Below are 19,268 nucleotides of genomic sequence, written 5' to 3'. Positions count from 1 at the left end.
TACATGATTCATTCCCTTTTACACGTATATAAAACGAATAACTACCCCACACAAACGTGAATCCGAAGGAGGATATATAATCGTATGATCGCCGAACCGGAGAATAAGGCAACATTTTATCAATACCGGCTTCTGAAAAAAAAGGCTATCGCCCGCAGTGTCATTTATAGCTATCTGTGTCTGCCGGTCATCATGCTCTTATTCAATCTACTCGCATTCTCCTGGACTGGCCTCTTCTTTTTTGTACTGGCAGGCCCAATTACCATCTGGATTCATTATGTCATCGCCAGAACCATATTACTTCTGGTCCGTACCTCTTATGCCAAACGCTGGCGCTGGAATCTGCGTATGCCCTGGTTAGGTTACATCCCTGATCAGCATTTCAGTTTCCGTATGTTTGTACGGGTACATCTAAACATGAGCTGGATTGGGCTATGTATCATTACAGTATGTTTGATATGGTCGCCATTGTCCTTCACCCTCTCGCTGATCTTCTGGCATCTGTGGTTGCTGGGCCCTCGCTTATATGTTGTCATGGTTCTCTCCCGCGAGCGCAAAGATGGACTCATCAAATTGAATGAACAAGATGTCTCATACTATCTGCAATAATTGCCCTTCATTCATCAGTAGAACATGTACCTCAATTACCTGTAATACATAATGGCTGAGTTCTTTGGATATTCTGATACAAAACAGGGTCGTCGTATCGTACATTTAACTCAGCTTCACTTGCTCAAATAAAGGTTATCCACTGTGGATAACCTTTATTTGTCGTCCTTTCTCATCCATTATCCACAGCATGGGTATAGTTAAATGAGTTATCCCCACGCCAGGCTCCATTAATTATCTCTTTTTCGCCTGTTGTTACATATCTCATAACCCCATTTGTTTCGTAGAACTTACGCATTGAGCGATCTCTCACTCAGTCTCAGCTCTATCCATCTTTCTAGTTAAGCCGTCCCACCAGTCATTCATTAACTCACAATGCTTTTATAGAACTTTATATCTCTACACCTCTACTTTTTAAAGCTCGCAATCCCCTATAGTTCAAACACACATACCGCCTATCCCTGTTCCATATGTTCTAATACACTTTCTCTGTAACTTTCATACCCTCTCCTGCGCTTTACGCGAGCGATCGTTTCTCCCATCACTACTAAAGCCTACTTCGCAAATAACAAAAAGCCCCCGATCAAGTACACGGGAGCTTTACTATATAAGGAACATCACAGCGTTAATTAATCATATCCAACCTTACCCGTAACAGCTCAATCGTCTTCAGCCAATGATTTAACTGTCGTTTGAGTAGCATCATTTCTAGGAACCATTAGTGTAAAGGAACCATCATGTACCGCTAAATGCACAGTATGCCCTTCCTTTGCAAATACACGCAAGGTACTGGATTCATTGGATGTACCCTTGGCTTGCCTCTCTGTCCAACCCCAGCTTTTAATCTCGTCTAGATATACCTCAGGCAAGCTAGTGCTTTCACTAATACCAGACAGCGTATATCGAACATAATCCATATCCGAATTGTTTTCGGACTGGTCAGATTTATTCGCTACTTTAGGTACCGGAAAACTCTTCTCGTTAACCGCACCTTCATATGAAGTCCATACAGCTCCTGAAGCTTCACCGCATCCTGCCAGAACAACAGTCAGACAAAGCAACAGAAATGATTGTAGTCCAAGTCTCCGCCAACTTAACACACACACCCTCCTTTTCACAGCTGCACATTCCAGCTCTGTGGTCAGGTACTTTTAGCATATTTAACATAGTCCTATTATACTGGTTTTACCGCTGTTATCCGTAACAAAAATGTTACCTTCCACTATCGATCATATCAGAGCTTCTAATCATTAGATTTAATTCTTATAAACAAATAAAAACCACCACCGAATAACATCGGCAGTGGTTAATTGCTTGGCGGCATCCTACTCTCCCAGGACCCTGCGGTCCAAGTACCATCGGCGCTAGAGGGCTTAACGGTCGTGTTCGGGATGGGTACGTGTGGAACCCCTCCGCCATCGCCACCAAACATGATTTTTCGAAGCTAAGCTTCTCGAAATCTCTGCAAGAAAATATCAGTCCATGAATGAACTAAATCTCCATGCCCAGAGTGTTGTTCTCTGAAAACTAGATTCGAAACGAAACACGCGAATTATCACTTGCTATTGGATAAGCCCTCGACCGATTAGTACTGGTCAGCTCCATGCATTGCTGCACTTCCACCCCCAGCCTATCTACCTCGTCGTCTTCAAGGGGTCTTACATACTGGGAAATCTCATCTTGAGGGGGGCTTCACGCTTAGATGCTTTCAGCGTTTATCCCGTCCGTACATAGCTACCCAGCGGTGCTCCTGGCGGAACAACTGGTACACCAGCGGTACGTCCATCCCGGTCCTCTCGTACTAAGGACAGCTCCTCTCAAATTTCCTACGCCCACGACAGATAGGGACCGAACTGTCTCACGACGTTCTGAACCCAGCTCGCGTACCGCTTTAATGGGCGAACAGCCCAACCCTTGGGACCTACTTCAGCCCCAGGATGCGATGAGCCGACATCGAGGTGCCAAACCTCCCCGTCGATGTGGACTCTTGGGGGAGATAAGCCTGTTATCCCCAGGGTAGCTTTTATCCGTTGAGCGATGGCCCTTCCATGCGGTACCACCGGATCACTAAGCCCGACTTTCGTCCCTGCTCGACTTGTAGGTCTCGCAGTCAAGCTCCCTTATGCCTTTGCACTCTTCGAATGATTTCCAACCATTCTGAGGGAACCTTTGGGCGCCTCCGTTACTCTTTAGGAGGCGACCGCCCCAGTCAAACTGCCCACCTGACACTGTCCCCGCACCGGATTACGGTACCAGGTTAGAACCTAGATACGATCAGGGTGGTATCCCAACGTTGCCTCCATGGAAGCTTGCGCTCCCACTTCAAAGGCTCCCACCTATCCTGTACAGATCGTACCCAAATTCAATATCAAGCTGCAGTAAAGCTCCATGGGGTCTTTCCGTCTTGTCGCGGGTAACCTGCATCTTCACAGGTATTAAAATTTCACCGGATCTCTCGTTGAGACAGCGCCCAAGTCGTTACGCCATTCGTGCGGGTCAGAATTTACCTGACAAGGAATTTCGCTACCTTAGGACCGTTATAGTTACGGCCGCCGTTTACTGGGGCTTCGGTTCACAGCTTCGGGATTGCTCCCTAACCACTCCCCTTAACCTTCCAGCACCGGGCAGGCGTCAGCCCGTATACTTCGCCTTACGGCTTCGCACAGACCTGTGTTTTTGCTAAACAGTCGCTTGGGCCTTTTCACTGCGGCCCCCTCGTGCTATTCACACTACCGGGGCACCCCTTCTCCCGAAGTTACGGGGTCATTTTGCCGAGTTCCTTAACGAGAGTTCTTCCGCGCGCCTTAGAATACTCTTCTCGCCTACCTGTGTCGGTTTGCGGTACGGGCACCATCACCTGGCTAGAGGCTTTTCTTGGCAGTGTGAGATCATGACCTTCGCTACTGTAATTTTCACTCCCCATCACAGCTCAGCCTTAATGATGTGCGGATTTGCCTACACATCAGCCTTACTGCTTGGACAGACATCCATCAGTCTGCGTCACTACCCTACTGCGTCCCCCCATTGCTCATAACGGCTTACGGTGGTACAGGAATTTCGACCTGTTGTCCTTCGACTACGCCTTTCGGCCTCGCCTTAGGTCCCGACTTACCCTGAGCGGACGAGCCTTCCTCAGGAACCCTTAGGCTTTCGGCGGATCAGATTCTCACTGATCTTTTCGTTACTCATACCGGCATTCTCACTTGTATAATGTCCAGCGCTCCTTACGGTACACCTTCAACCCTTATACAACGCTCCCCTACCCCTGATGCAAAGCATCAAGCCATAGCTTCGGTGGTGTGTTTAGCCCCGTTACATTTTCGGCGCAGAGTCACTCGACCAGTGAGCTATTACGCACTCTTTCAATGGTGGCTGCTTCTAAGCCAACATCCTGGTTGTCTGTGCAACTCCACATCCTTTCCCACTTAACACACACTTGGGGACCTTAGCTGATGGTCTGGGCTGTTTCCCTTTTGACAATGGATCTTAGCACTCACTGTCTGACTCCCGGAAGTAAGTCTATGGCATTCGGAGTTTGACTGAGCTTGGTAACCCTTGCGGGCCCCGCACCCAATCAGTGCTCTACCTCCACGACTCTGTTTTCCGAGGCTAGCCCTAAAGCTATTTCGGGGAGAACCAGCTATCTCCGAGTTCGATTGGAATTTCTCCGCTACCCCCACCTCATCCCCGCATTTTTCAACATGCGTGGGTTCGGGCCTCCAGTGCGTGTTACCGCACCTTCACCCTGGACAGGGGTAGATCACCCGGTTTCGGGTCTACGTCCACGTACTAAGTCGCCCTATTCAGACTCGCTTTCGCTGCGGCTCCGGCTCTTCACCTTAACCTTGCACGGGAACGTAACTCGCCGGTTCATTCTACAAAAGGCACGCCATCACCCCTAAAACGGGCTCTGACTTTTTGTAAGCACACGGTTTCAGGTTCTATTTCACTCCCCTTCCGGGGTGCTTTTCACCTTTCCCTCACGGTACTGCTTCACTATCGGTCGCTAGGAAGTATTTAGCCTTGGCAGATGGTCCTGCCGGATTCATACGGGGTTTCACGTGCCCCGCACTACTCGGGATCCGTCTCGGAGGGAACAGACTTTCAACTACAGGGCTTTTACCTTCTTTGGCGGGCCTTTCCAGACCTCTTCGCTTAACCGGTTCCTTTGTAACTCCATGTGAGACGTCCCACAACCCCAAAGAGCAAGCTCTCTGGTTTGGGCTTCTCCGCGTTCGCTCGCCGCTACTGACGGAATCACTATTGTTTTCTCTTCCTCAGGGTACTTAGATGTTTCAGTTCCCCTGGTATGCCTCACACTAACCTATGTATTCAGTTAGGTGTAACTGGAAATTACCCCAGCTGGGTTTCCCCATTCGGACACCCCCGGATCAAAGCTTGCTTACAGCTCCCCGAGGCAGTTTCGTTGTTCGCCACGTCCTTCATCGGCTCCTAGCGCCTAGGCATCCTCCGTGTGCTCTTAGTAGCTTAACCAATTGCTCATATTGAGCAATAGCAATCTACCGTTTTATTTAAACTTGATTAACACAAGTTTAGCTAAAAGGAATGTTCTAATTCGCGTTTGTTTCGTTTCGATATCTAGTTTTCAAAGAACAAGCTCCATGCAAAAGCAAGCTGTTTGAGAGTTTGAGCTCTCAAAACTGAGCAACGAGTGAGTGTTGTGCTCTTCATTTCATCCACACCGAAGTGATGGACCAAAATGAATCGCTGGTGCAGGTTCTTAAAACCTGCTTATTTGAATGTTTCCGTTGCAGGAAACGATTCTCCATAGAAAGGAGGTGATCCAGCCGCACCTTCCGATACGGCTACCTTGTTACGACTTCACCCCAATCATCTATCCCACCTTCGGCGGCTGGCTCCTTGCGGTTACCCCACCGACTTCGGGTGTTATAAACTCTCGTGGTGTGACGGGCGGTGTGTACAAGACCCGGGAACGTATTCACCGCGGCATGCTGATCCGCGATTACTAGCAATTCCGACTTCATGCAGGCGAGTTGCAGCCTGCAATCCGAACTGAGACCGGCTTTGTTGGGATTGGCTCCATCTCGCGATTTCGCAGCCCGTTGTACCGGCCATTGTAGTACGTGTGTAGCCCAGGTCATAAGGGGCATGATGATTTGACGTCATCCCCACCTTCCTCCGGTTTGTCACCGGCAGTCTATCTAGAGTGCCCACCCGAAGTGCTGGCAACTAAATATAAGGGTTGCGCTCGTTGCGGGACTTAACCCAACATCTCACGACACGAGCTGACGACAACCATGCACCACCTGTCTCCTCTGTCCCGAAGGAAAGATACATCTCTGTACCGATCAGAGGGATGTCAAGACCTGGTAAGGTTCTTCGCGTTGCTTCGAATTAAACCACATACTCCACTGCTTGTGCGGGTCCCCGTCAATTCCTTTGAGTTTCAGTCTTGCGACCGTACTCCCCAGGCGGAGTGCTTAATGTGTTAACTTCGGCACCAAGGGTATCGAAACCCCTAACACCTAGCACTCATCGTTTACGGCGTGGACTACCAGGGTATCTAATCCTGTTTGCTCCCCACGCTTTCGCGCCTCAGCGTCAGTTACAGCCCAGAGAGTCGCCTTCGCCACTGGTGTTCCTCCACATATCTACGCATTTCACCGCTACACGTGGAATTCCACTCTCCTCTTCTGCACTCAAGTCACCCAGTTTCCAGTGCGATCCGGGGTTGAGCCCCGGGATTAAACACCAGACTTAAATGACCGCCTGCGCGCGCTTTACGCCCAATAATTCCGGACAACGCTTGCCCCCTACGTATTACCGCGGCTGCTGGCACGTAGTTAGCCGGGGCTTTCTTCTCAGGTACCGTCACCTTGAGAGCAGTTACTCTCCCAAGCGTTCTTCCCTGGCAACAGAGCTTTACGATCCGAAAACCTTCATCACTCACGCGGCATTGCTCCGTCAGGCTTTCGCCCATTGCGGAAGATTCCCTACTGCTGCCTCCCGTAGGAGTCTGGGCCGTGTCTCAGTCCCAGTGTGGCCGATCACCCTCTCAGGTCGGCTACGCATCGTCGCCTTGGTGAGCCGTTACCTCACCAACTAGCTAATGCGCCGCAGGCCCATCCCCAAGTGACAGATTGCTCCGTCTTTCCAGTTCTCTTCAGGCGAAGAAAACAACTATTCGGTATTAGCTACCGTTTCCGGTAGTTGTCCCAAACTTGAGGGCAGGTTGCCTACGTGTTACTCACCCGTCCGCCGCTAACCATCAGAGAAGCAAGCTTCTCTTCAAGTCCGCTCGACTTGCATGTATTAGGCATGCCGCCAGCGTTCGTCCTGAGCCAGGATCAAACTCTCCAATAAAGATGAATTTCAGTAGCGCGGTTAAACGCTATGAAAATCATCTCAGTATTTGAAAAGAGCGATAAGCTCATTTTGAATCTGACGAGATTAAAAATCTCTTTTTTTGCTTCGAAATCATACAGTCCGAAGACTTGTACCAATTTCTCAGCGTCGATCTTGCAAGCAAGATCGTTACTCACTCGTTGTTCAGTTTTCAAAGATCAAACTTGTTTCGTTACCGAATGCTGTTCTCTTCAGCAACTTTTATATCTTATCACATCCAAACCAACTTTGCAAGCTCTTTTTTTAAGTTTCTTTCGAAGCTTATTTGTTTCGCTTGCCGCACCGTGTAAACCGTGTTTTCTTGGCCGGAATTAGAATATACCATGTACAGATTTTGATTGCAAGTCTTTTTTTATTTAATTATTAATTTTTCTATAATCATCGTGATATATCTACATGACTACACTTAATTCACATAAAAAGGCCTCTCTATAAAAGAAAGACCCTCTCATCAAGTTTCTCTAATATCTATAATTAACCGATAACCTCTTGAATGTGAAGTTGCCGTTGCTGCATTAAGTTAATGATGGTTCCTTCTACTGACACCATAGGCCGCGTAGGATGATCCCGATCAGAGAATACGATCTCTCCAATTTGGTTATTGCTGAGTTTTACCCGGATGCCATTATGGATCTGGGTCGACCGTTGAACAAATACACTTACAATTGCAGGATCTAATTTCCCGAACGCTTCACTCTGGATCTGTTCCAGGACCAGATACGGTGATTGTGCCTTGCGATAGATCTTCTCTAACGTCATGGCGTGGAAAATATCAGCGATAGCTACAATCTTGGCGTAAATATGAATCTGCGTTCCGCTAAGCTGCAATGGGTAGCCCGATCCATCCACTTTTTCGTGATGTTGCAAGGCTGCAAGTCTAGCCCCCTCATTAATGGCTTTTGCCTGTTTAAGCACCTGATAACCGTATTTGGTATGCTGGCGGATCTCTTCCTGCTCTGCTGCCGTCAATGTGGATGGCTTATGGAGAATCTGCGGATCTACTTTATTGTTACCAATATCATGGAACAGGCCTGCAAAAGCAACCTGCATCCAGTCCTTAGAGGGGAGATCCATCCATTGGGCCAATTGATACGATGTGATCGCGCTCAGTACAGCATGGTGATATACATAATCATGTTCTTGCATTACTCGTGGACTGAAGGTGAGCACATTATATTGTTTGAGATGTACAAACACAGCCTCCAACTGTGTACGCAACTCATATACAGGCAATTCAGCCGCCAGAGAGGACAGAAATGCATTTTTGGTTAGTCCGACCATCTTCTCATACTCATCCTGTAGAGACGTTACTACAGGAGCTGTGGTGACGTTCCCTGTCTTCCCTGCCCGTTCACCATTATTCTCATTTGTTGTACTTCCTGCGGACCCAGATGCACCTTTGGTGCCTGTACTGCCCGATACCATTCTTTCTTGTTCAATATCTACCTGGTGAATCATAAAGGCTTTGAGTACTTCCATATCCTTGGGTAAAATGACTTTGCCCTTCTGAAGCAGAACGTTGCCGCGAAGCGTTTGCACATCACTTCCAAGTTTGAGTCCTGGTTTGACTTCTGACAGGGTGATTAATCCCATGTTTATTCCCCTCACTCATCGTTCTTCTATGTTAATAACAAAACAAGACCATAGTCCCGGTTTTTTCATGATATTTCCCATTATATTACTCAAAAATCAGGCTGTACATCCCAGATTCTGATTAATCAAAGTGATGGTTCCTTTATACAACAAAAGGGCCCCCAGTGGGAGCCCTCTTAATCTTTCCCAATCTCCAAGAGATTGGTTTTCTGAAATTCTATTCTTATGCTTCCGAACCGGAATCGTCGCCCTCAACTTCAGCATCAGCTTCCGCGTCAGCAACAGTATCTTCTTCCAGGCTTACTGCCGGAGTTTGGGTCTCCCCGCCTTCCGAGCCTTCAAGCAATTCGTCGTCTGGTTCTTCTTCATTCTTATCAATTCGGCTGACTGTGGCCACCGAATCCTCATCACGAATATGAATCAGCTTCACACCTTGCGTATATCGACCCATGGTGGATATGCCTTCCATGCTCATCCGGATCAAAGTACCGCTAGACGTGATAATCATCAGATCCTCTTCGGTTTTAACCATTTTGAGGCTGACTACAGCGCCGTTCTTCTCTGTGACATTGATGGTTTTGATCCCTTTACCACCACGAGTCTGCATCCGATAATCACTGACAGGTGTACGTTTACCATAACCTTTGGCTGTAACGATCAGAACATCAAGCTCTTTATCGACTACATCCATGCCAATAACGGCATCCTGTTCATCCAATGTGATCCCTTTAACCCCGGTTGCACTACGTCCCATGGAACGTACATTTCCTTCCGAGAATCGAATAGACATCCCGTGAGCTGTACCCATTATGATCTCTTGCTGTCCATCGGTCAGCTTAACATCAATCAGGATATCATCATCACGCAAGGAAATACCGATCAGACCGCCTTTGCGGATATTGGTGTAATCCTCAAGTGGCGTCTTCTTCACAACCCCTTGACGGGTAGCAAAGAACAAGTATCTGTCACTTTCAAATTCCTGAACTGGAATCACGGCATTAACCGATTCACCCTGCTCGATCTGGATCAGGTTGATAATTGGTGTTCCCCGTGCGGTACGTCCAAGCTCTGGAATCTCGTAAGCTTTGAGACGATACACTTTACCTTTGTCAGTGAAGAACATGAGGTAATTGTGAGAGTTGGTCACAAATAGATGCTCAACAAAGTCGGTATCTTTGGTGTCCATCCCTACAACGCCACGTCCACCACGCTTCTGGCTGCGGTATGTGGATACCGGCAGACGTTTTACGTAGCCTGTATGGGTAATCGTGATAATAACCTCTTCACGTGGAATCAGGTCCTCATCCAGAATGCTCTCTTCACCTACTGTGATCTCTGTACGGCGATCATCGCTAAAGCGGTCGCGAATCTCTTGCAGCTCCGTACTGATAATCTCAAGCACCAGATGCTCATTGGCCAAGATTTCACGATACTCTCTGATTTTGACCATCAGTTCGTTATACTCGTTTTCAATACGTTCGCGTTCCAGACCTGTGAGGCGTTGCAAACGCATATCGAGAATCGCTTGAGCCTGATCATGACTGAGTGAGAAACGCTCAATCAAACCTTCTCTGGCTGCATCTGCATTACTGGATGAACGAATCAACGTAATAATCTCATCGATATGATCCAGCGCAATGCGCAAGCCTTCCAAAATGTGTGCACGAGCTTCAGCCTTCTTCAGTTCAAACTGCGTACGTCTGCGAATAACCTCAATCTGATGCTGCAGATAGTGATACAACACTTCACGCAAGTTCAGGATTTTAGGCTCTTTATTTACAATCGCAAGCATGTTAATTCCGAAAGTGGATTGCATCGATGTATGTTTGTACAAGTTGTTCAGAACAACCCCCGGATTCACGTCTCTGCGAAGCTCAATTACAACCCGCATACCGTTACGGTCAGACTCATCACGAAGGTCTGTAATGCCATCAATCTTTTTATCACGTACCAACTCAGCGATTTTCTCAACGAGTCTCGCCTTGTTCACCTGATAAGGGAGCTCTGTAACGATAATTCTCGCTTTATTGTTATTTTCTTCGATGTTGGTTTTGGCCCGCATCGTTACTGAACCACGTCCGGTCTGATACGCTTGACGAATGCCGGAGCGTCCCAAAATGTAACCGGACGTTGGGAAATCTGGCCCTTGAATGTAATCCATCAGTTCCATGGATGTAATATCCGGATTTTGAATCATGGCCTGTACGCCGTCAATGACCTCTCCCAGATTATGAGGAGGAATATTGGTCGCCATACCTACCGCGATCCCGCCGACCCCATTGACAAGCAAGTTGGGGAAACGAGCAGGCAGAACGATTGGTTCATGTTCTTCACCGTCATAGTTCGGCTGGAAGTCAATCGTATCCTTGTTGATATCTCTGAGCATTTCCATTGCAATCTTGGACAGACGAGCTTCGGTATAACGCATCGCTGCTGCCATATCGCCATCGACCGATCCAAAGTTACCATGTCCATCTACGTGCATATAACGCAGGGAGAAATCCTGTGCCATCCGTACCATCGTCTCGTAAACAGCAGAGTCACCGTGCGGGTGATACTTACCGATAACTTCGCCGACGATTCTGGCTGATTTTTTATGTGGTTTATCGGGTGTCATGCCGAGCTCTGACATTGCGTACAGTATACGCCGGTGAACCGGCTTCAATCCATCACGCACGTCAGGTAAGGCACGGCTAACAATGATGCTCATCGCATAATCCATAAACGATTCACGCATCTCGACGCCAATATCCCGATCTGTAATCTGCGAGTTCATTTCTTCCGCCATGCTGGACCTCCTTCTTGTCCTAAACAAACGTTCCATTCCGTCATGCTAAAAAAATTGATTATATGTGAAAAGCCTAACAAGGCTAAAACCGCGCAAGAACGCTACTCTTTATTATATTACTTTCACAAAAGTTACACAATTAAACGTCCGCTGGGCAATAGCCTTTCTTCCGGGAACTTCTGCGTCTCTGGGGATTCGCCCTGCCTTCCTCCCCAATTGCACATACAATGCTAGAAAAAGCGGCATATGTACTGTGCCCACCGAGGCTAAAGCCGTTCCCGTTCTACGATCAAACTGCAAATTGTGCAGCTCATCGCACAAAACGCCATATTTCTCTATTATACCACTGAAATCGTCTCTTGTCCTTCGATTTCTCCGTGTCTTCCCCTCTTGAGAACTGAGCAAAACATGAAAGGACTGATGAATCTTGGGTATCCAGCGTGTCTCCAGCAAATGGGCCAAAACAGCTGTGTTACAACGCAGTCGCAATGTGAATGAATATATCCCTGTGACCCGAAAATATAGCCGTCAAACCCTGGAACGAATGACTGAATTATTCGAGTCGAACTATATCAAACCGGACCGTGGCACTTACGGCAATGGAGTTATGCGGGTGAAAACCACCCGTATGTACCAACCTGTGTTTTATTCCGAAGATTCCACCACAGATGCAGAGGTTACCGAAGAACACAATGATCGGAACCTATCTGAAGATACCGAAGCAAGTGTTGTTACCTCCAGAGCTACCCAACTCACAACAACATATCAACTCAAATATGGAACAGAGGAAAGGTCATTTCATTCCCTGGACGATCTCGAACGGGCACTGAATGATCGTATACAGAAACGTAACTATATCATTCAACAAGGGATCCCGCTGATGAAGCATGAAGGTTTGCCTTTTGACTTGCGCGTGTTGACCCAGAAAAATCTGCAACACAACTGGGAGACAACAGGTGTACTGGGACGGGTTGCCGCCCCGGGCAAAATCATCACCAACATCCATGGTGGTGGACGATTGGCCACGTTCGAAGAACTCGTACTCCCCCATCTGCATCAGGATGGCTTCAAGAAGCTTCGCCATGAGCTGTACCGATTAGGCATTCATACTGCCGTGCAATTGCAAACATCATTTCCAAGGCTCAAGGAGATTGGTATAGATATTGCACTAGACGAAGAAGGACGCCCCTGGATTCTTGAAGTCAATACACTGCCAGGCATTTATGCTTTTGGCTTACTACCGGACAAGGAGACCTACCGGAAGATCAAACGTTATGCGATTGCCTACGGTCGTCTACCCTCCAAAAAGAGCAAAAGCTCTCGTCCATCCCCTAAAGCACAGGCCTCAGCTACCAAAAGACGTGTACGTCGATAAAAACCAATACGGGAGTCTATTAGTCTCCCTCTTCGATAATTCCAATAATATAAAAAGGCGCCCTCTCAGGCGCCTCTTCGAATATCGTTAAATGTCGAGGTTTTTCACGTATTTCGCATTTTCCTGGATAAAGTCACGACGCGGTTCAACGTTATCCCCCATGAGGGTGTCGAACATGGCATCAGCAAGTATCGCATCGTTGATCGATACTTGCATCATGGTCCGGCTCTCCGGATCCATCGTCGTTTCCCACAATTGTCCGGCATTCATCTCACCGAGACCTTTGTAACGCTGAACGTTGAATTTCGCATTTTCACCGAGCGTTGCAATAATTTCATCGCGTTCTTTCTCGGAACCAGCATAGCGAATCACTTTGTTACGCTCAATCTTGAACAATGGCGGCTGCGCAATGTACACATAGCCTGCCTCAATGATTTTGCGCATATACCGATACAGGAATGTCAGCAACAGTGTTCGGATATGAGCACCATCGACGTCGGCATCGGTCATCAAAATGATTTTATGATAACGGGCTTTGGCAATATCAAAGTCATCACCAATACCTGTACCCATCGCCGTAATAATTGCTCTAATCTCCGCATTACCCAAGATCCGGTCCAGACGAGCTTTTTCCACGTTCAGAATCTTACCACGGAGCGGCAAAATCGCTTGGAAATGACGATCCCGACCTTGCTTCGCTGATCCGCCCGCAGAGTCACCTTCGACGATGTACAATTCGCTGATTGAAGCATCCTTGGATGAACAGTCGGCCAGTTTACCTGGAAGTGAGCTTACTTCCAGTGCACCTTTACGACGTGTCAGTTCCCGTGCTTTACGGGCCGCTTCCCGGGCACGTGCTGCTTGCAGACCTTTTTCCAAAATGCGACGGGATACGGAAGGATTCTCTTCCAGGAACTCCTGCAGCTTCTCGGCAAACAAGGATTCGACAATACCACGCACTTCACTGTTACCAAGCTTGGTCTTCGTCTGTCCTTCAAATTGCGGTTCCGGAATCTTGACCGAAATAATAGCCGTCAAACCTTCACGCACGTCATCTCCAGAAAGGTTACCGGTGCTGTCCTTGATTACTCCCGCCTTGCGGGCGTAGTCATTGATGATCCGTGTAAGGGCACTCTTGAAGCCTGATTCATGCGTTCCGCCCTCATGCGTGTTGATATTGTTCGCGAAGGAATAGATGTTCTCGGTATAGTTGTCATTGTATTGCAGGGCAACTTCCACCTGGATGTTATCTCTGGAACCTTCAACGTAAATTGGATTTTCATGCAATACTTCGCGCTTCTGGTTGAGGAAGGAGACGTATTCGATAATGCCGCCTTCGTACAAGAACGAGTTGGTTGCACCTGTACGCTCATCCGTCAAAGTAAGACCAATACCCTTGTTCAGGAACGCCAGCTCACGAATACGGGCAAGCAAGATGTCATATTCATAAACTCTCGTTTCTGTGAAAATTTCAGGGTCTGGATGGAACCTAACCGTTGTTCCTGTTTCGTCGGTTGTACCGATCACTTTCAGGTCATACTGTGGAGCTCCACGACGATATTCCTGTTGGTAGATATGTCCCTCACGTTTAACCGTTACAACCACTTTTTCAGAGAGAGCATTTACAACGGACACACCAACACCATGCAAACCACCGGATACTTTATATCCGCCGCCGCCAAATTTCCCCCCTGCGTGGAGTACAGTCATAACTACCTCAAGTGCAGGACGTTTCATTTTGGCATGTTCGCCGACAGGAATACCCCGTCCGTTATCGACTACAGTTACGCTGTTATCTTCATGGATACTGACCTCAATGTGGTCACAGTAACCTGCAAGCGCTTCGTCGATACTGTTGTCCACTACTTCCCAGACCAGATGATGCAGGCCCTTGGAACTGGTGGAACCGATATACATCCCCGGACGCTTCCGTACGGCTTCCAATCCTTCAAGGACCTGAATTTCATTCGCATCATATGACGGTTGATTCATAGACATGCCTTTCACCTACTTCTATAGATTCAATATCGTAAATATGCGTTAACTAAGAATGTTTGCTGAAATAGGCAACGTCGTTCATTTCAGCCAGCTGTCCACATAAAGACAAGCAGCAAAAGACACACCTTTTATGCCAAGCCAATGCTAAAGATCAGGGAAAATGTGAGCCCGCTTCTTCAGCGTGGCTGAGGAAATAGGCGAGTAGTACACAATGTTTTTGGTCACCACAATGGACTTGGCTTCCTCTTCGCCGATGTGTTCCACTGTTTTTTCCTGTTCGGCATGCGTGACATACTGCTTGGAGATCTTTGAGGATTTTTCAATCGATATATCAAAAATAGCGACCAATTCGGAAGAACGGATAATCTTCTCACCGCCCAGATGAATGTACATAAGCCCTCACTCCTTAGCGTTCAACCTGTCCGGCATGAACGTGATAAATACTGGCATCTTTGAGCTTGTCAACGTTCAGGCTCTCGATCCCCGTAGCCGTAATAAAGGTTTGCACCTTGCTCTGGAACGTTTCGATCAGCTGTGTCTGGCGAAAAGGATCCAGTTCGGACAGGACGTCGTCGAGCAGCAGGACCGGATATTCTCCGATTTCTTCGTGAATCAGTTCAATTTCCGCAAGTTTAAGGGACAACGCCGTTGTGCGCTGCTGCCCCTGCGAGCCATATGTTTGTACTTCCCGATCGTTAATGAAAAAGGACAGGTCATCCCGATGCGGCCCACTAAGGGTTGTGCCTCGGCGAATCTCCTGCTCTTTCATTTGTGATAATTTTATCATAAATTGGTCCATTAAGACAGCTTCATCTTCTTCAGCGGCTTCGCTGAAGGAAGGAAGGTAGGCCAGCCGCAAGACTTCTCCGCCTCCGGTGATCCCTTGATGAATCGTTTCTGCCCATTTTTGCAGTTTCTTTATGAATTGTTTCCTTTTTTTGACGATTTTAACACCATGCTCAACCAGTTGTTCGTTCCATACCTCAAGCATGGTCTGGGCCGATGCCCCTTGTCCCCATAGCTGCTTGAGCAAATTGTTTCGTTGGACGAGCACTTTTTGATATTGCTGCAGATGATACAGGTAGCCTGGTGCAACCTGTCCGATCTCCATGTCAAGAAACCGGCGGCGGACCCCCGGTGTGCCTTTTACGATCTCCAGATCTTCCGGTGCAAACATCACGACATTAAGCGCGCCGACAAAATCACTTAACTTGCGCTGCTCCAGTCCGTTAATCTTCGCTTTTTTGCCTTGTTGTGACAAAGACAGTTCAAGCTTGACCGATCCGTACTTTTTGTCGACTTCTGCTGCAAGTCTGGCACGTTCCTCACCAAAACGGATTAACTCCTTGTCACGGGAGGTACGGTGGCTCTTGGTGAGTGCAAGTACAAAAATCGCCTCTGCAAGATTGGTCTTGCCTTGAGCATTTTGCCCGATCAACAAGTTTACAGGACCAAAAGAGTCCAGTCTCAGATGTTCATAATTGCGGAAATTCTGCAGATCAATGCTGTTCACAAACACGCGGTAACCTCCCTTTTATCCCGTCCGTCAGGAGGCAGCAGGATCGAACTGGTCTTCTTATTCTGCGGCAACTTCGAATGTGCCTTCTCCGTCCACTTCAACGATATCCCCAGGGTATAACTTACGTCCCCGGCGTTCCTCAGGCTCTTTGTTCACACGTACAAGTCCTTCCTGAAGCAAAGCTTTGGCCATACCTCCGGTTGGGATGCAATCAGCCAGTTTCAAAAATTGATCAAGCTTAATATATTCCGTTCGAATCGTAACTTGGTTCACTGTGATCTTCCTTTCGTTAGTTGGTCGTCCGGTATGGCAATATGACGTAAAGGCTGTGACTGTCATCCAGCGGTTTCAAGATGATTGGACTCATGACACCTGTAAAAGCGATCATCAGCTGCTCACTTTCAACAACTTTCAGCACATCCAGCATATATTTGGAGTTGAACGAGATTTTTAACGGATCTCCTGTAAACTCGGCAGGTTCGATTTCTTCTCTTACTTTACCTAGCTCGGAAGAGCTTGAGGAAATTTCGACTGTTCCCGAATCCATCGTTTGCATACGCACGATGTTTGTTTTCTCTTCACGCGACAGCAAATAAGCCCGGTCAATGGATTCACTTAATTTTTTTGTATCTAAAACGAGTTCTGTTTTGTATGACGTTGGAATAATTCTAGAAGTATCCGGATATGTTCCGTCCAGAATACGAGAGTAGAACAATACACGGTCAATTTTGAACAGGACCTGGTTATCTGCAACAACGATATCCACAAGGGTATTTTGATCCGGAACAATTTTGCTGAGCTCGTTCAGCGTTTTACCGGAAATGACCACGTTGTTGAAGCGGATACCTTCTGCATTATCCAGCATTGCTGATCGAGTAGCAAGACGGTGACGGTCTGTTGCCACAAATTTCAATTCGTTGTCACCCAAACTCCAGAGTACGCCTGTAAGGATTGGCGTTGTCTCATGTGTGGAAATGGAGAAGACCGTTTGTTTGATCATATTTTTCAGCAAATCTCCTGGAATGGAGACGGTTTGGTTTTCTTCGATGCTCGGCAGTACCGGGAATTCTTCCGGATCAAGACCTACCAGTTGAATCTCGGTAGCACCTGCAGAGATAAAGGTGTTGAAGTTCTCTTTGACTTCCATGTGCACTTCTTGGGATGGCAGCTTCTTGATGATCTCCACGAAAAACTTGGCTGGCAAAACTACACTGCCCGGTTGTTCTACCTGAACCACGCTTTTATCTCCATCTTCAAGCGGGATGAAGGATTGAATGGATATATCGGTGTCGCTTGCAGTCAACGTTATACCTTGATGATTCACGTCGAATTTGATACCGCTCAGAATCGGAATCGTTGTACGGCTCGAGATCGCTTTGGATACTTGCTGTATGGAATCGTTTAAGTAGTTTTTCATTATGCTGATTTTCATGGTTTCACTCCTAGCTGATTTTTTGGGTGTTGGGGTGTTGAAAGGTGTTTTTCAAAGGCCGAAGGCTAAGCTCCGAAATGGCTATTTTGGAGATGATATCTTTAAGATCTTTTTAGTAATAATAGTAATAGGGGCACTGAATATGTGGATAAGTGGGTATAAACCCGTACACCCAAGCCTATCCACATGTGTATACGTTGTGCATAGGCTTGGGACTTGTTCAGGTTGGATTCTTAATTTTTTCGGTTAAGTTGTTGATAACTTTATAGAGATCCTGATCGTTTTTAATCGCTTGGGAGATTTTTTCGTGAGCGTGAATGACAGTGGTGTGATCTCGTCCTCCGAATGCTTCCCCGATTTTGGGCAGAGAAAAGTCTGTCAGTTCACGAGAGAGATACATGGCAATCTGTCTTGGGAAAGCAACTGCCTTGGTCCGTTTCCGTGCTTTGAAATCTTCAAGCTTAAGGCTATAGTACTCGCCGACCTTTTGTTGGATGTCATGAATAGTGATCATTTTGGGACGACTGGAAGGAATAATATCCTTCAGTGCTTCAGCTGCCAGATGAGTGGTTACATCTTGATTAGTCAGCGAAGAATAAGCAACGACGCGAATCAGGGCGCCTTCCAGTTCTCGGATGTTGGTGTCAATCTGGTTGGCAATGTACATCATCGCTTCATTCGGAATATCCAAGTTTTCCGCACGTGCCTTTTTCCGCAGAATAGCGATCCGTGTCTCCAAATCTGGAGGCTGGATATCCGTAATTAACCCCCATTCAAAGCGAGAACGAAGTCGTTCTTCCAATGTCGGAATTTCCTTCGGTGGTCTGTCGCTGGAGATGATGATCTGCTTCCGTTCCTCATGCAGCGCATTAAACGTATGGAAAAATTCCTCTTGTGTCGATTCTTTTCCCGCCAAGAACTGAATATCATCAATGAGCAGAATGTCGACGCTCCGGTATTTGTTACGGAAGCTCTCCCCGCGGTTGTCACGGATCGAGTTAATGAATTCGTTCGTGAATTTCTCAGACGACAAATAAACGACTTTGCTGCCCGGATCATGCTCCAGAACATAATGTCCGATCGCATGCATCAAGTGAGTTTTACCGAGACCTACTCCTCCATACAGAAAGAGTGGATTGTAAGCTTTGGCGGGCGCTTCAGCGACCGCCAGCGATGCGGCATGGGCAAAACGGTTGCCCGGCCCGATGACAAATGTATCGAACGTATATTTCGGATTCAGCATGCTGAGTACCGCTTCTTCCTGTACGACTGTAGGCGTTGGCGCCGGCAGTTGCGGGTCCGGTTCAGCAGGCTTGTTCTCTTCGATGACAAATTTCACATCGACTTGTTTGCCAAGTAGCTCGTATACCGTCGAGCCAACCAATTTGGTGTAACGGCTCTCCAGCCATTCGACGGCAAATGTGGTTGGTGCGGAAATGACGATTGAACGGTCATTCAGCTTTGTGGCTTTGGTTGCTTTGAACCAGGTGTCAAAGCTGGGTTTGCTGAGTTTGTTTTGTATGATTGATAAAATTTGCTGCCATAAATCAGAAGTATGGCTGTCCAC

11 protein-coding genes and 3 rRNA genes are annotated in these 19,268 nt (G+C 47.4%); 2 read left to right on the top strand and 12 right to left on the bottom strand.

Annotated elements, in window-relative coordinates:
• The first annotated feature begins 84 nt into the window (after positions 1-84).
• A complete protein-coding gene (locus NYE45_RS00070; RefSeq protein WP_076216777.1) occupies positions 85-609 on the top strand; it encodes a hypothetical protein in 525 nt (174 codons plus the stop codon).
• 659 nt (positions 610-1,268) lie between these two features.
• On the opposite strand, the gene NYE45_RS00065 is transcribed toward NYE45_RS00070, so the two are convergent.
• From NYE45_RS00065 to gyrA, 6 genes are all read right to left on the bottom strand, one after another.
• A complete protein-coding gene (locus NYE45_RS00065; protein ID WP_082763048.1) occupies positions 1,269-1,709 on the bottom strand; it encodes a hypothetical protein in 441 nt (146 codons plus the stop codon).
• Between the two features lie 212 nt (positions 1,710-1,921).
• Positions 1,922-2,038: ribosomal RNA gene (rrf, locus tag NYE45_RS00060) — 5S ribosomal RNA — on the bottom strand.
• 136 nt (positions 2,039-2,174) lie between these two features.
• Positions 2,175-5,103, bottom strand: a 23S ribosomal RNA gene (locus NYE45_RS00055).
• Positions 5,104-5,401: 298 nt separating this feature from the next.
• A 16S ribosomal RNA gene (locus NYE45_RS00050) occupies positions 5,402-6,954 on the bottom strand.
• Together the 16S, 23S and 5S rRNA genes form the textbook arrangement of a ribosomal RNA operon.
• Positions 6,955-7,470: 516 nt before the next feature.
• On the bottom strand, positions 7,471-8,589 hold the full coding sequence (locus NYE45_RS00045) for an HD-GYP domain-containing protein (protein WP_340015143.1): 1,119 nt from the start codon (positions 8,587-8,589) through the stop codon (positions 7,471-7,473).
• Positions 8,590-8,812: 223 nt separating this feature from the next.
• Positions 8,813-11,377, bottom strand: a complete 2,565-nt coding sequence (gene gyrA, locus NYE45_RS00040; RefSeq protein ID WP_340015142.1) for a DNA gyrase subunit A — start codon at positions 11,375-11,377, stop codon at positions 8,813-8,815.
• Between the two features lie 427 nt (positions 11,378-11,804).
• On the opposite strand from gyrA, the gene NYE45_RS00035 reads away from it, so the two are divergent.
• On the top strand, positions 11,805-12,752 hold the full coding sequence (locus NYE45_RS00035) for a YheC/YheD family protein (protein ID WP_340015141.1): 948 nt from the start codon (positions 11,805-11,807) through the stop codon (positions 12,750-12,752).
• Between the two features lie 87 nt (positions 12,753-12,839).
• On the opposite strand, the gene gyrB is transcribed toward NYE45_RS00035, so the two are convergent.
• The 6 genes from gyrB to dnaA form a co-directional block, all read right to left on the bottom strand.
• Positions 12,840-14,750: a DNA topoisomerase (ATP-hydrolyzing) subunit B gene (gyrB, locus tag NYE45_RS00030; protein WP_062836512.1), complete on the bottom strand. Its 1,911-nt coding sequence runs from the start codon at positions 14,748-14,750 to the stop codon at positions 12,840-12,842.
• A gap of 144 nt (positions 14,751-14,894) precedes the next feature.
• Entirely contained in the window at positions 14,895-15,143 is a 249-nt protein-coding gene (locus NYE45_RS00025; protein ID WP_017691405.1) for an extracellular matrix/biofilm biosynthesis regulator RemA family protein, read from the bottom strand.
• Between the two features lie 13 nt (positions 15,144-15,156).
• Complete coding sequence (gene recF, locus NYE45_RS00020; RefSeq protein WP_076216624.1) at positions 15,157-16,269, bottom strand: DNA replication/repair protein RecF; 1,113 nt, start codon at positions 16,267-16,269, stop codon at positions 15,157-15,159.
• Positions 16,270-16,326: 57 nt separating this feature from the next.
• On the bottom strand, positions 16,327-16,542 hold the full coding sequence (yaaA, locus tag NYE45_RS00015) for a S4 domain-containing protein YaaA (protein WP_036611994.1): 216 nt from the start codon (positions 16,540-16,542) through the stop codon (positions 16,327-16,329).
• A gap of 16 nt (positions 16,543-16,558) precedes the next feature.
• Entirely contained in the window at positions 16,559-17,701 is a 1,143-nt protein-coding gene (dnaN, locus tag NYE45_RS00010; RefSeq protein ID WP_340015140.1) for a DNA polymerase III subunit beta, read from the bottom strand.
• 220 nt (positions 17,702-17,921) lie between these two features.
• Positions 17,922-19,268 (bottom strand): chromosomal replication initiator protein DnaA, encoded by a 1,347-nt coding sequence (dnaA, locus tag NYE45_RS00005; protein ID WP_036611990.1) that lies wholly within the window; start codon positions 19,266-19,268, stop codon positions 17,922-17,924.

Source organism: Paenibacillus sp. FSL K6-1318 (assembly GCF_037976905.1).
GTDB lineage: Bacteria > Bacillota > Bacilli > Paenibacillales > Paenibacillaceae > Paenibacillus > Paenibacillus amylolyticus_A.
The sequence above is the reverse complement of the archived record's forward strand: the minus strand, read 5'-3'. Positions and strand labels throughout refer to the sequence as shown.

Bases quoted from the DNA above. Each gene is read 5' to 3' on its own strand.
- gyrA (WP_340015142.1), bottom strand. From the start codon at position 11,377: ATGGCGGAAGAAATGAACTCGCAGATTACAGATCGGGATATTGGCGTC.
- NYE45_RS00025 (WP_017691405.1), bottom strand. From the start codon at position 15,143: ATGTACATTCATCTGGGCGGTGAGAAGATTATCCGTTCTTCCGAATTG.
- gyrB (WP_062836512.1), bottom strand. From the start codon at position 14,750: ATGTCTATGAATCAACCGTCATATGATGCGAATGAAATTCAGGTCCTT.
- dnaN (WP_340015140.1), bottom strand. From the start codon at position 17,701: ATGAAAATCAGCATAATGAAAAACTACTTAAACGATTCCATACAGCAA.
- NYE45_RS00045 (WP_340015143.1), bottom strand. From the start codon at position 8,589: ATGGGATTAATCACCCTGTCAGAAGTCAAACCAGGACTCAAACTTGGA.
- NYE45_RS00070 (WP_076216777.1), top strand. From the start codon at position 85: ATGATCGCCGAACCGGAGAATAAGGCAACATTTTATCAATACCGGCTT.